The 13,198-nt window shown below is 40.0% G+C and carries 11 protein-coding genes; 6 read left to right on the plus strand and 5 right to left on the minus strand.

Translation table 11 applies throughout. The features are described 5' to 3' along the window. The first annotated feature begins 123 nt into the window (after positions 1-123). The 4 genes from RMZ42_RS20175 (at position 124) to RMZ42_RS20190 (ending at position 4,912) form a co-directional block, all read left to right on the plus strand. On the plus strand, positions 124-1,389 hold the full coding sequence (locus tag RMZ42_RS20175) for a pitrilysin family protein (RefSeq protein ID WP_322673071.1): 1,266 nt from the start codon (positions 124-126) through the stop codon (positions 1,387-1,389). 136 nt (positions 1,390-1,525) lie between these two features. Next, complete coding sequence (locus RMZ42_RS20180) at positions 1,526-2,821, plus strand: pitrilysin family protein (RefSeq protein WP_322673072.1); 1,296 nt, start codon at positions 1,526-1,528, stop codon at positions 2,819-2,821. Between the two features lie 106 nt (positions 2,822-2,927). Next, positions 2,928-3,923, plus strand: coding sequence for a peptidoglycan-binding domain-containing protein (locus tag RMZ42_RS20185; RefSeq protein ID WP_322673073.1), 996 nt, complete (start codon positions 2,928-2,930; stop codon positions 3,921-3,923). A gap of 635 nt (positions 3,924-4,558) precedes the next feature. Further along, a complete protein-coding gene (locus RMZ42_RS20190) occupies positions 4,559-4,912 on the plus strand; it encodes a phage holin family protein (protein ID WP_094347683.1) in 354 nt (117 codons plus the stop codon). A gap of 4 nt (positions 4,913-4,916) precedes the next feature. On the opposite strand, the gene RMZ42_RS20195 is transcribed toward RMZ42_RS20190, so the two are convergent. The 3 genes from RMZ42_RS20195 to argS form a co-directional block, all read right to left on the minus strand. Next, positions 4,917-5,435: a cobalamin biosynthesis protein gene (locus RMZ42_RS20195; protein ID WP_322673074.1), complete on the minus strand. Its 519-nt coding sequence runs from the start codon at positions 5,433-5,435 to the stop codon at positions 4,917-4,919. After that, positions 5,420-5,983: a Uma2 family endonuclease gene (locus RMZ42_RS20200; protein ID WP_322673075.1), complete on the minus strand. Its 564-nt coding sequence runs from the start codon at positions 5,981-5,983 to the stop codon at positions 5,420-5,422. Before RMZ42_RS20200 ends, RMZ42_RS20195 begins: the two co-directional genes overlap by 16 nt. A gap of 125 nt (positions 5,984-6,108) precedes the next feature. After that, entirely contained in the window at positions 6,109-7,863 is a 1,755-nt protein-coding gene (gene argS, locus RMZ42_RS20205) for an arginine--tRNA ligase (protein WP_322673076.1), read from the minus strand. A gap of 726 nt (positions 7,864-8,589) precedes the next feature. Here argS and RMZ42_RS20210 point away from each other — a divergent pair. After that, on the plus strand, positions 8,590-9,426 hold the full coding sequence (locus RMZ42_RS20210) for a DUF4114 domain-containing protein (protein ID WP_322673077.1): 837 nt from the start codon (positions 8,590-8,592) through the stop codon (positions 9,424-9,426). 225 nt (positions 9,427-9,651) lie between these two features. Here the strand turns inward: RMZ42_RS20210 and RMZ42_RS20215 are convergent, their stop codons facing one another. Continuing rightward, positions 9,652-10,920 (minus strand): tetratricopeptide repeat protein, encoded by a 1,269-nt coding sequence (locus RMZ42_RS20215; protein ID WP_322673078.1) that lies wholly within the window; start codon positions 10,918-10,920, stop codon positions 9,652-9,654. 222 nt (positions 10,921-11,142) lie between these two features. Between RMZ42_RS20215 and RMZ42_RS20220 the strand changes: the two genes are divergently transcribed. Then, a complete protein-coding gene (locus RMZ42_RS20220; RefSeq protein ID WP_322673079.1) occupies positions 11,143-12,291 on the plus strand; it encodes a DUF711 family protein in 1,149 nt (382 codons plus the stop codon). A 2-nt stretch (positions 12,292-12,293) separates the two neighbouring features. Here RMZ42_RS20220 and RMZ42_RS20225 read toward each other — a convergent pair whose 3' ends face one another. Next, on the minus strand, positions 12,294-12,962 hold the full coding sequence (locus RMZ42_RS20225; protein ID WP_322673080.1) for a 2OG-Fe dioxygenase family protein: 669 nt from the start codon (positions 12,960-12,962) through the stop codon (positions 12,294-12,296). Positions 12,963-13,198: the final 236 nt, after the last annotated feature.

The raw sequence follows: 13,198 nt of genomic DNA on the forward strand, positions 1-13,198 counted from the left end.
CGGTAATGTGGAGAACAGGAATAGCATAATTCTACTAAATCTGTATACCTTGATTCTAAATGAGGTAGCGTTCAGAGTTAAAATTACACAATTGCGTTAAATTGTGGTTAAAACTACAAAAAATTGTTAAAACAACTAACTAATACCGTATTTCCAGCCTCGATCTTCCGACTAGAGAGTGGTTTAACTTTTATTCATCAAGAAATTCCCACTACTCCTGTAGTTGTGGCGGATGTTTGGGTGCGTGCTGGAGCCAGCTTAGAGCCAAAACCGTGGTTTGGCATGGCGCACTTTTTAGAACACATGATTTTTAAAGGTACGGCGACGCTACCCCCTGGAATGTTCGATTCCAAAGTGGAAAATCGGGGTGGCGTCAGTAATGCAGCGACAAGCTATGATTATGCTCATTATTCACTCACCACAGCTGCTCCTTATTTAAAAGATACTCTGCCCTACTTGGGAGAACTACTACTCAATGCGGCAATTCCAGAAGATGAATTTAGCCGCGAACGAGACGTGGTACTAGAAGAAATTCGCTCTTGTCAAGACGATTCCGACTGGATAGGATTTCAAGCGCTGATTCAAAGCATCTATCCGCATCACCCTTACGGACGTTCGGTGTTGGGTACAGAACAAGAACTGATGCAGCAATCGCCAGAAGCAATGCGCTGTTTTCACCGCACTCACTATCAGCCGGAAAACATGACGGTGGTAATTGCCGGGGGTATAGCCCAGCAACCAGCTTGGGAAATGGTAAATCATTCCTTTGCTGATTTTGCCGAACCCTCAAATTGTCCGCAGTTGGAGAAAGTGACAAAGCCAGCGATCGCCGGAATTCATCGTCAAGAATTGTGTTTACCACGCATAGAACAAGCGCGATTGTTGATGGCGTGGCTGGTACCTGGAGTGGAAGATATCCGTACTGGCTATGGTTTAGATTTCTTGTCAGTGTTATTGGCAGAAGGGCGGACTTCGCGTTTAGTGCATGATTTGCGAGAAGATTTGCAATTGGTACAGGGAATTTGCAGTAGTTTTTCTCTACAACGAGAATCAAGTTTATTTACAATTACTGCTTGGTTAGAACCAGAAAATCTGGAGGAAGTTGAGTCTTTAATTTGCGCTCATTTGGATGATTTGCAGACTAAAGGAATTAGCGAACAAGAAGTTACCCGTATACGCAGACTTCTATGTAACGAGTATGCCTTTTCTACCGAAACGCCAAATCAACTGACAGGGCTTTATGGATATTACAATACCATCGCCCAAGCTGAATTAGCTGTGACATATCCCCAACAGATTCAGTCTTTTGATGCCCAAGAATTGCAAAAATTAGCTAAACAGTATCTCTCGCCGCAAAATTACGCGGTTACTGTACTTAAACCGTGTTAGTTATTGGGCATTGGGCATTGGGCATTAGGCATTGGGCATTGGGCATTGGGCATGGGGCATTGGGCATTGGGCATTGGGCATGGGGCATGGGGCATTAGTTTTTGACAAAGGACAAATGACAAAGGACAAATGACAAATGACAAATGACAAAGGACAAATGACAACCTTGCTGCAAAAATCGCCCATCCATCGCACTGTATTGAACAATGGGATTGTCGTGCTGGTGGCAGAAAATCCGGCTGCGGACATTATTGCAGCGCGAATCTTTGTGCGTGCCGGTAGTTGTAACGAAAATCGGGAAAAAGCAGGGTTAGCACATTTGTTATCAGCAGTGATGACAAAAGGATGTGATGGACTTTCTAGCTTGGAAATTGCAGAAAAAGTCGAGTCTGTAGGGGCGAGTTTGAGTGCGGATGCTGGCACTGATTATTTTTTGCTATCTTTCAAGACGGTAACATCTGATTTTGGGGAAATTTTAACATTGGCAGGGCGGATTTTGCGATCGCCGACTTTTCCTGAAACTCAAGTGGAACTAGAACGGCGTTTAGCACTCCAGGATATTCGTTCTCAAAAAGAGCAACCATTCAATGTCGCCTTTGAACAAATGCGGCAGGTAATGTACCAAAATCATCCCTACTCCATGTCAGTGCTGGGAGATGAAACCACCATGAGCCGCTTAACTCGTGCGGATTTAGTGGAGTATCACCAGACTTATTTTCGTCCAGATAATGTAGTAATTAGTATTGCTGGTAGAGTCACACCCACAGATGCAGTAGGATTAGTGGAAGAAGTTTTTGCTGATTGGCAAGTGCCAGATCAGGCAGTACCAATACTGAATTTACCTGAGATTAAGGTAGAGCCGCAGGTAAGGTTAAAGCCAGTACAGACACAACAATCAATCGTGATGCTTGGGTATTTGGGAACATCGGTGAGTTCTGTTGATTACGCCGCCCTGAAGTTGCTGTGTACCTACTTAGGAAATGGGCTTTCTAGTCGGTTGTTTGTCGAATTGCGGGAAAAACGCGGTTTAGCTTACGAAGTATCAGCTTTTTACTCCACAAGGCTATTTCCAGCCTCCTTTGTAGTTTACATGGGTACAGCACCAGAAAATACCAGCATTGCCCTAGAAGGATTGCGTACAGAAGTAGATTTGTTGTGTACCACCGAAGTATCCGAAAGCGCACTCCAAGCTGCGAAAAATAAGATCCTGGGGCAATACGCCTTGGGTAAACAAACCAACGGGCAAATTGCTCAGATATACGGCTGGTATGAAATTTTGGGCTTAGGAATTGATTTTGACACCAAGTTTCAAGAATTGGTTGCGGCGGTGAGTGCCAAGGATGCGATCGCTTCAGCTTGTAAGTATTTAAAAGAGCCTTACTTGTCTTTAGTTGGTCAAGAAGAAGCAATTAATCGAGCGATCGCGAACTGAGAATGTACCGCAGCTTTGCCCATCAGAGATATTGTAAAATCTAGCAGCTGTTTTTTCGACCAAGCGGCTGTACCATTAGCATGAGAATATTCTGGGAGTGAATTCCATGCAAAGCAGCCTGACAGCAAGTATTTTGAGTTACTTAAAATTACTAGACCCAACTGTAAATCGCTGTAGAATGGAAAAACGGCAAAAAGATTGGTGGCCAAAGAGGTCTAAATCTTTATCAGCTATTAAAATACTCTTGTTCTCCGCTACGCCTCTGCTTATTACCTCAACGACTCTAGTATCAATAGCAGCCCCACAAAAAATTGCCCAAGTAAATCCTGGAAATAGCATCAACCGCCCTAGCCTGAAAGTTGGCAGTCAAGGCGAACGTGTGGCTGAACTTCAGGCAGCTCTGAAACTTTTGGGTTTTTATTCTGGTGCAGTAGATGGTATTTATAGTGAAAATACAGCTACTGCTGTTTCCCGATTTAAACAAGCAGCTGGCTTGAATCCAGATGGCATTGTTGATGCCAGCACTTGGCAACGACTTTTTCCTAATCAACCAGTAGCAGCATCAACCGCCCCTTCATCCCAGCCAAGATTTAACTCAGCGACAAATTTTCCTGTTCCAACCCAGGCTAGTAACCTCACCAACGTTGGAAATCCCAACCCCAACCCTCCCAGACAAGCTGTAACACAAGTTCCCACTAGGCCAGAACCAAAACCTACTACCCCAAAAAAAGCTGTAACCCAAGTTACGAACAACCCTGAGCCAAGACCTGCTACTCCCAGAAAAACTACAACTTCTAGCACAAAGAAAGCGCCAAAGCGTACTACATCAACTACTAGAACTCAGTCAAACACAACTACAAAACGAACTCCTGGTATTCAATACACCTCAGAAGGATTGCCAATTTTGCGTATAGGATTACGTGGTTCTGAAGTTGTTAAGCTGCAACAACAACTGAAAAAGCTTGGTTTCTTGAAAGGTGATGCCGATGGCGACTTTGGCGAGACAACCGAAGCAGCAGTGAAAGCTGCACAAAAACGCTATGGTTTAGAACCTGACGGCGTAGTTGGTGGCTCTACCTGGGAGGTTCTTTTGCGGCGTTAGGCATAGTATGAGCATAGCCAGCATCTCCTTTGTGTGTAAGCAAAAACGCTGACAAAATGCTTTGAAGTTTTGATATAGCAAGGGACTGGGGACTGGGGACTGGGTGAAAAGCCTTTTTGTGTCTAAGTTTTATCGTCTGTTGATGTCCTAACCACCAAGACTTGTGCTATAACTTATTTCTTTTTTGGAAATCCCCAAGTTACAGAGGTTTTTTAACTTTAATAAACCTCTGTAAGGGTTTTGCGCTTCACAGCATTTTTTATGAATTTAACTAAATCATCGTAATACCATTTTGAAAAATGATTGTGACACATGGATTCACACCAAGCCAGACGCACCAAGGCAATTCCCAATCTAAAATCTAAAATCCAAAATCTAAAATGGTATAAGTTCCCCACTTAAATTGTACTCAGGTCGGTGTGGGTAGTTCACTACGGTACATCCTGCAATACGATAAAGATATACCGATTAGAAATATCTCTCTTGGCAGTACTGAAAAATTACATTGATTTTAGGCTGATAAAAGATGATGGCAACTTTAGGAGTCAAGCACAACAACACTCGATAGTGTTACAAATCACAACTGGCAATAGTGAAATTAATTAAACTTACTGCTAATTCCTCTAAAAAAACTTATGCAACACTTTTTATTAACTTGGCTCGGTACTGCGGTGGCGTTATTCATTACAGCTAATATCGTTCCGGGATTCTTTATCAAGAATTTTGTGACTGCCTTAATCGCTGCCTTTGTAATTGGTTTGGTTAATGCATTTATTAGACCAATTTTACAGATTTTGACGTTTCCAATTACCTTGCTCACCTTTGGTTTATTTACATTGGTGATTAATGCTTTAGCCCTTTGGCTGGCAAGTGTCCTAACTCCTGGTTCTGGTTTTGAGATTCAGGGTTTTTTACCTGCTTTGTTAGGTTCAATTGTACTAGCAATTGTTTCTAGCATCATTAACTATTTTTTGAGAGTTGTTGACTAGAAAATTAAGGAACTTTTGTAATACTAATAATATTTAAAGCTTGGGCAACAGCAAGAGTTACCGCTCCTGGTTGCCCTTGTATTTGGAAAATTTGTTTAGGAACTAAAAACTTTACTCGCAATTCCTCTATGTTTGTAAAGGGGAAAACAGTCGAAGATGTGAGTTGAGAAGCTGCAAGAATAGCAGCTGCCTCTGCTACGCTAGGTGTACCTACTCGATCGTCGATAATTGTGGCAGGGTTGGGGACACAGACAGAGCGAAGTATTTCCGCAGAAAAGGTTTTTAGGGGCAAATTGCGGAGGCGACAAAGTTTGACTAAGCCAACTTCTGAGGCTTTAGTATCAATGGTAGCAATCCCTGCGATCGCACTTGGAAAAAGTTGATTTTCTCGAAACACTTGCTCAATTGCCCCATCAATCAACTGCCATGAGGTTCCCCGTTTACAACCGATTCCTACCCATAAAACCTGTTGCACTTGGTATATTTCCTTACTCAATTCGTCAGGGTTTACTCCAACAGCCAACCAAATAAATCTCCTACTGTCAGCCTCAACTCACTTGCAAAATCTGGCACAGGGAGTAAAGCTTCTAGTTCATCCAACATGACTGGCTGTTGATTGCGGATGTACACAAATACCGTTTGTTCTTCTGGATCGATCAACCAACCCATTTGTGTTTCATAATTCAGGCAATGCAGAATATTTTTTGTAACTTTTGTTTGTCTTTGATCGGGTGATAGAATCTCAATAGTCCAATCAGGAGCGGCTGAAAATAAATTTGCTACCCTGCCATTTTCTTTGCGAGGTATTCTCTCCCAGGTAAATACTGCTACATCCGGGACAATTGATCTGCCACCAAAAGTACACCGCAGTTCTAGATATGCTCGTGCAACTTTTTGGGGTTTCAATACAGCATTAATAAAAATAATCAATTCACCTTGAATAGTGCTATGTTCTCCCTGTGCCATTGGTTTTTGAATAATTTGACCATCGATGTATTCATTAGCGGGCTTTGTTTCTGGTAATATAAGAAACTCTGCCAAAGTTATGTTTTTTGATGGTGTCCGTACCATTTGCGATCGCCTCCAGTCCAGCAATTCTAATTAAAAAACCGCAAAGTACACAAAGAAGCTTTAACTTAACTCTTACTCTGCGTACCTTTGCGCTACCTCAGCGTAACTTTGCGTTAAAAAAAATATTACATCCTCTCCAATACCTGAATTCCCAATAAAGATAATCCCAACTTCAGAGTTCTAGCAGTCAAATCACACAGAATCAAGCGAGATGTGCGCTGCGGTTCTTCCGCTTGTAGTATAGGACAGCGATCGTAAAATTGGTTAAACTTTTGACTCAGTTCAAACAAATACTCACATAAACGATTGGGCAACAAATCTTGCTCTACACTACTAATAACTTCATCCAGTTGAAGTAAATATTTTGCCAGCGCTAATTCTGTTTCATGCTGCAACAAAACAGCATTATTTCCCAACTCTTTAAAGTTAATATCACCCTTGCGGCTAATCCCATAAATCCGTGCATAAACATACAGCATATAGGGCGCAGTATTACCTTTGAGATCCAGCATTTTGTCGTAGCTGAAGATGTAGTTACTGGTGCGATTTTGGCTTAAGTCTGCATACTTAACTGCGCTAATTCCAACTACCCTAGCAACTTTATTAATAAATTCTTCAGTTTCAATACGTTCTTCTTTTTGTAATCTAGTTTTTAGGTCAGCATGGGCATGAGAAACAGCTTCATCTAATAAATCCCGCAACCGCACAGTATCACCAGAACGAGTTTTGAATTTCTTACCATCTTCTCCTAACACTAACCCAAAGGGAACATGCACTAATTCGACATCATCGGGTATCCATCCGGCTTTGCGTGCGACTTGGAAAACTTGAGTAAAGTGGTTTGATTGTCCAGCATCGGTTACATAAATTATCCGCTTTGCTCGATCCTGCTGAATCCGGTAGCAGAGGGAGGCTAAATCAGTTGTGGCGTAGTTATAGCCACCATCTGATTTCTGGATAATTAAAGGCAAAGGTTCACCTTCTCTATTTTTAAAGCCTTCCAAGAAAACACATTTTGCCCCTTGGTTTTCTACCAGTAACCCAGATTTATCTAAATCTTCCACAACTCCTGGTAGTAAGGGATTGTAGAAAGATTCGCCTCGTTCAGTTAACTTGATATCCAATAACTCATAAATTACTTGAAACTCCCGCCGTGACTGTTCGCACAAAAGTTTCCAAGCATGGAGTGTATCTTCTGCACCTGCTTGTAATCTGACAACTTCTTGGCGTGCTGTTTCTTGAAAAGCTTCATCTGTATCAAACCGCAATTTGGCTTTGCGATAAAAAGAGACTAAATCACCAATATCTAAAGCATTAGCGGTGGTAAGCGCGTCTGGGTAAACTTCGCGCAGATAGGCGATTAACATTCCAAACTGCGTACCCCAATCACCGACATGATTTAACCGCAGCACATCATGTCCAAGAAATTCTAAAATCCGGGCGATGGAATCACCAATAATCGTCGAACGCAAGTGTCCGACGTGCATTTCTTTGGCAATATTGGGACTGGAAAAATCAACAATTTCCCGCTTTGGCGTTTGTGCGGCTGGAACTCCCAGCCTGGGATCGGCTTGAATCGCGTTTAGTTGTGCTTCTAAATATGCTGTTTTCAGCTTGAGATTGATAAATCCTGGCCCAGCGATTTCCGGTGGTTCACAGATTTCGGATACATCTAGTTTCTCAACGATCGCACCTGCGATCGCTCTTGGTTGCAATCCTAACTTTTTACTCAGGGATAAAGCCACATTCGCCTGATAATCGCCAAATTTAGGATTGCTAGCAGTAACCAAAATTGGATCTACTCCAGCAAAGTCAGCGCCAAAAGCCGCGATTAAAGCCTGCTCTAAGAGAGCTTTTAGTTTTTCTTGTGTAGCGTTCATATATAGATTTTATCTGTGAAAGGGGGAATGTAGCTCTGGAAAAGCTTGATTATTTTAACCTTAAAAGATATTCATCAAGTCTAATCAAAGACTGCCATTTTAAGGTAAAACCCCCTTAAATTGTCTCCCATCGTCGGCATAACTTCTAGATTCTGACGATACCGAAGTCGATTTTGACAGACTACTAGTTAATCAAGTCAACTAAAGCGTAGTACGTAGTAAACACTTTAGCGCTTAAAACAAAGACCAAACTTATTTACCCAGGTTTCATTGATTTGATAGATTACTACGTTTTCCAACGTAAGTACGGAGATCATCTCTATTTTTATAGCAGCGTATTAACTAAGCCTTAGCTTCGTTGATACGGATGACGGCACACCATTACTTATCTACCTCATTTAAATGAAAATGCCTATAGATTAAGCTTTTAGCTTTTCACTATAGAAATTGCATATCTGATTTTCATAATAAGTATATATTCTTGATTAAATTTTAATCATGCATAAGTTTAACTACTAAGTGTTGATAACAGTGTCATCCTAGATAAAAAATCTATTTTTTCAGTAGAAACACTTTAGATAAAGCGCTATTTAAATATACTAGCAAAAGTAAATAGACAGATTGACGTTGCAGAAGTCTAGCTGTTAGAAGTAAGAGACAACTGAAGAGATATAGCTGCTCAAAAAGCATTATCTAAATTGTTTTTCCTACTTAATGGCTCATAAAATGAAACTTAATTTATTCACTGCCTTGATTGCCGCTACAGCTACATTAACCGGATTAGTTTCCAAAGTAGAAACTGCATCTGCTGCTGATTTTAATTGGAATAGTTCATGGACTCAACCAACTGTATATAATAAGTCTCAAACTGGTTTTAACGACACTCCTTTTCAACAATTTGTCCAAGCAGAAAGTGTTGCTCTTCCAAACAGCGGACAATTTAAATTAGACCCCAATAAATTAAATCTAAAATACGATCACGATGTTTCTGTTTACTTTATTAATGAGGGCGCAGGTTATAGAAACCAGTTAGCCTTTGAAGCTACAGGAACTACTAACAAATCTGGGCTACTTTTTAATGATATTTCCTGTCAAGGAAATGGATGTGTTAGTGGTGACTGGGGTGGTAACGCACTAAAACTAGGTGATGGGGTCAAAGTTGGTAATGTTACCGCAGGTACTCAACTAGATTTATGGTTGAGAGCTGATGGTTTGAACCGTGGCAACTCTGCCAATATCTTTGGTACTGACACTGCCTCTAACGCTGACGGACTACAGCACACAGTTGCTTATGCTTACAACAACTACATCCTCTTAGCATTCGAGGATTTATACGGTGGTTTACACGCTTCAGGAGTAGATTCTGCAACTGGTAAGTGGAACGAAGGTTCCGATCGCGACTTTAATGATGTTGTCGTCGTTCTTGATGTCGGTGAGGCAAATGTTAAAGCGTTAATTGGTGCTACCGTTCCTGAACCATCTGTGACTCTATCAATGTTTGCGGTGGGAGCAGTTAGCATGTTTGGATTGCGCCGTCGCCGTCAAAGTCGCACTTCTAACTAAACTTTGAGACGGTGCTAAATATAAATAAACTGCATTTAGTTTCATTGTAAAATAACCAGCGATCGCATTTTCACCCGTATAAATAATGTACGGGTGATTTTACGTTTGTAGTGGCATTTATAAGCTAAAGCACATCTATTTTGTATATTAAAATTTTCTCAGTATCTTGTGGGGTGGACATCTTGTCCGCCCTGATTATGCAACTTGAATGCTGATTAGCTTATTTTATCTATTGCGATCGCGTTCTAAATCATCAATCACTTTTTGCAAATACCACTCGTCTGACATCCCAGGATGGTAATCTTTGTTTTGCTGAATCAATCGTTCGGCAATTTCCCAATATCCTCCAACCATTCGTAAAAGTCGCTGACGTAGCAGGTGATATTTTTGCTTTTTTGACTCTGGACTAAATTTCTGAATTTTTTCGAGGCTATTTAAGACTTGTTGATAATTTTCCCAGTCTTCTTGTTCGCAAAAGATACTCCCCGCCCGTTGATAATCTTCCACGGCGTTTTGTATTTCTTCTAAGCAAGTATAGGCAATGCCGCGATTGTAGTAAGCTTGAGCATCATCAGAATTAATTTGCAGCGCTTGGGTGTAATCTTGAATTGCACCGAGATAATTACCCATTGTCCGATAGACATTACCTCTGGCAATATAAACTAAGACATCTTCGGGTTGCATCTGGACTGCTTGGTTAAGATCCGCGATCGCACCTTGATGATCTCCTAAGATAGAACGGGCTTTACCTCGGTTGCGATAGACAATGGCATCTTGAAAATTTAGTCGTAATGCTTGATTAAAATCTGCGATCGCTTCTCGATAATTTCCCATTTTACAACGCACAACCCCACGACAGCAGTAAGCTTGGGCATCTTGCGGATCGGCTTTTAATACCCAGTTTAAATCGGCTAGTGCCTCTTGAGTATCTCCCTTTTCAGCTTTTTCTAATAATTGTGTGAAATAATCATTGGTAGATAAAATCGGCGCATTAGTGGTACGCGATTCCTCAAGGACAGGTAATTCTTTAGGTTGTAGCTGTTTAATTCGTTCCAAAGACAGACGACAATTCTCTTTATCCTGTTGCTCTAGATATAACCCAGCAGCTTTTTTAAAGTTAGCGATCGCATCTTGAATATAACCTTGTTTGCGCCGCACCATTCCCCGCAGATTATAAGCAGCAGCATAATTGAGATTGAGACGAATCGCATGTTCTACATCATCTAGCGCCCCCGGTAAATTTTTCAGCGCTACTCTAGCCAATCCCCGGCAATAATATGCCTCTACACTCTCAGGATTCAGCTTCAGGGCTTCGGTATAATCTGAAACAGCTTTCAGGATTGCTCCTGAGTCATAATGTGCTAAACCCCGTTGTAAATAAGCTTCGCTAAAGTAAGGTGTCAGTTGTAAAGCATGGTTAAATTCCTCAATTGCTCCCGCGTAATCTTTTCGCCTAGCCTTTTCCAATCCCCGATTGTAAAATTCGTCATTCATGGCATTTGTTTGGTTTATTCAGTTCATTGAATTCCAGCAGGCTTGTTTCGTAGCCTAATCTATGCATTCGACTTGATATTTTAAGTATATTTCATATTTTTTGTGAAGTAAAAACAACACACTACCCTAAGTTGTGATAAATGAAATTTATCTAATAGAATATTGTACGCGTTCAAATTCTAGAGTTAAGTTTAATTAAAACATCACTAATTATTTATACTAATGAAAATTAGAACTATTACAACAGGTATATCAATTCAATCTCTCCAATATCAGGAAAAAATTAAGCAAGCTGCTGAGTTTAATCAGCAGGTGCAGATTTTGTTTGAAAAACAAGGATATGAAGTCCAAACAACTAGAATTGCTACTAATAGCTGGGAAGATTATCTGCAAGGCTTATCTAAAATCGAAATTATTAATGAAATTCAAGCTATCGAACAACTTTGTCAAAGTTTGAATATCAGCTTTTTCAATATTGGTTATGCTAGCAAATCGGAAACTATAGATATAATTCCAGATATCAATAAAAATACATCAATTATTTATTGCTCTAGCAAAATAGGGGACAGAGAAAACGGGATAATTTTTGAGAATGCTCAGGAATCTGCCAAAGCTATTAAACGTATTTCCCAAGAAAGTGAAAATGGCTATGGTAACTTTCATTTTTGTGCATGGGCAAACTGCCAGCCAGATATCCCATTTTTTCCTACGGCATACCATACAGGCAATACATCTTTTGCTATAGGTTTAGAGTTAGGCGATTTGGTAACGCAAGCATTTTCACAAGCTAACAATATTTCTACAGCAGAGCAAAACCTGCAATTACTTTTAGAATTAGAATTAAAGAAAATCGCAGTTATTGCTGAAAAAATCTCCGATAAATTTGCCGTTATATATAAAGGAATTGATACATCTCTAGCTCCATCTTTAGATAAAGAAAATAGTATTGCTTTTGCTTATGAAAAATTGATGAATGGCAAGTTTGGGCATTCAGGAACTCTCGCAATTTCTGGGATGTTGACTCGCGTCTTGAAAAATGTATCAGTAAAAACCTGTGGTTATTCTGGACTGATGCTTCCAGTTTGTGAAGATGTTGGACTAGCTACCAGAGCTAATGAGCAAACATATAATATTACAAATTTATTATTATATTCAGCAGTTTGTGGCTGTGGACTAGATACAGTTCCGATTCCAGGTGATATCACAATAGAAAAAATTACAGCTTTATTAATTGATATGGCAACTTTAGCTATCAAATTAGATAAACCACTATCAGCACGATTATTTCCAATTCCAAATAAAAAAGCTGGGGAAATGACTACATTCAATTCCCCATATCTCGTAGATTGTAAAATATTTACGGTTGACTAAAATTATTCTGAAAGCAAGCTGGGAGAAGTTAGCACAAAAACATCTCTACTTCCTTGAGCATCAATCTGTGGTTTGATCGGAGTGGTAAAGTGGAAAAAATCACGATCGTTGACTAATAATAGTTCTCCCGGATTTAGAACTTTGCTAAACACGGGCTTTTGTTTTTTGTCAGTATATAGATGTGTTTCTCCACCTTGAATATTATCTCTATCTACTGAAAATATACCGATAAAATCAGTACCATCTTGATGGATACCTTCAGGTGCTGGATTACCCAAATTATCCGCCGAACAAATAGTTCTAATTTGATGAACTCCGATTTCAGCTTCAGGATGAAGTTTACAAGAATCACTGAATGCTAAGACAAGATTCTTAAAAATATCAAGTTCTATAAGTGCATCTTCTAATTCTGCAAACTCTCTTTTTATGTCACCTACTAATGGATTATACTCTTTACTTTGAAAGAGGTAGCCATGAGGTAATTTGATTAATTGATTTCCATAAACTGTAAACCGAGATAATCTTCTGGAACGATAAGTGCCTTTGATATAAGGGTCAATAGGCATATTACTAAAAAATGCCTTAAAACCTTCTGGATTGATAGAATTTACCTTTCTGAGAGTAAACAGAAAAGCATATTCTAATTCCGTTGCTGTCCACACTTTTTGCATAGGATTTACCTCCTTGCACGTTGAAATTCTCCCAGATTTTATGGGAGGCTTGTAATACTTAGTATATGCTACTTTTTATTACTATGTTGTCAATTTAACTACAAAAATTGACAATCCATGATATGTAAAGTTACTCAAATGCTGTCGCAGGGCGGAGTAGCTGCTGAAAAGATTTGCAGATATGGGTTTGGTGGGCAAAGAATCGACGTATATTTACAAACAGCAACAAGGTTCCA

It is taken from the genome of Nostoc sp. DedQUE05 (assembly GCF_034530955.1).
In the GTDB taxonomy this organism is placed as follows: Bacteria; Cyanobacteriota; Cyanobacteriia; order Cyanobacteriales; family Nostocaceae; genus Nostoc.

What these genes read in the sequence shown, in the direction of transcription:
- RMZ42_RS20180 (WP_322673072.1), top strand. Translation starts at nt 1,526, where the DNA reads ATGACAAATGACAAAGGACAAATGACAACCTTGCTGCAAAAATCGCCC.
- RMZ42_RS20185 (WP_322673073.1), top strand. Translation starts at nt 2,928, where the DNA reads ATGCAAAGCAGCCTGACAGCAAGTATTTTGAGTTACTTAAAATTACTA.
- RMZ42_RS20190 (WP_094347683.1), top strand. Translation starts at nt 4,559, where the DNA reads ATGCAACACTTTTTATTAACTTGGCTCGGTACTGCGGTGGCGTTATTC.
- RMZ42_RS20200 (WP_322673075.1), bottom strand. Translation starts at nt 5,983, where the DNA reads ATGGTACGGACACCATCAAAAAACATAACTTTGGCAGAGTTTCTTATA.
- argS (WP_322673076.1), bottom strand. Translation starts at nt 7,863, where the DNA reads ATGAACGCTACACAAGAAAAACTAAAAGCTCTCTTAGAGCAGGCTTTA.
- RMZ42_RS20210 (WP_322673077.1), top strand. Translation starts at nt 8,590, where the DNA reads ATGAAACTTAATTTATTCACTGCCTTGATTGCCGCTACAGCTACATTA.
- RMZ42_RS20215 (WP_322673078.1), bottom strand. Translation starts at nt 10,920, where the DNA reads ATGAATGACGAATTTTACAATCGGGGATTGGAAAAGGCTAGGCGAAAA.
- RMZ42_RS20220 (WP_322673079.1), top strand. Translation starts at nt 11,143, where the DNA reads ATGAAAATTAGAACTATTACAACAGGTATATCAATTCAATCTCTCCAA.
- RMZ42_RS20225 (WP_322673080.1), bottom strand. Translation starts at nt 12,962, where the DNA reads ATGCAAAAAGTGTGGACAGCAACGGAATTAGAATATGCTTTTCTGTTT.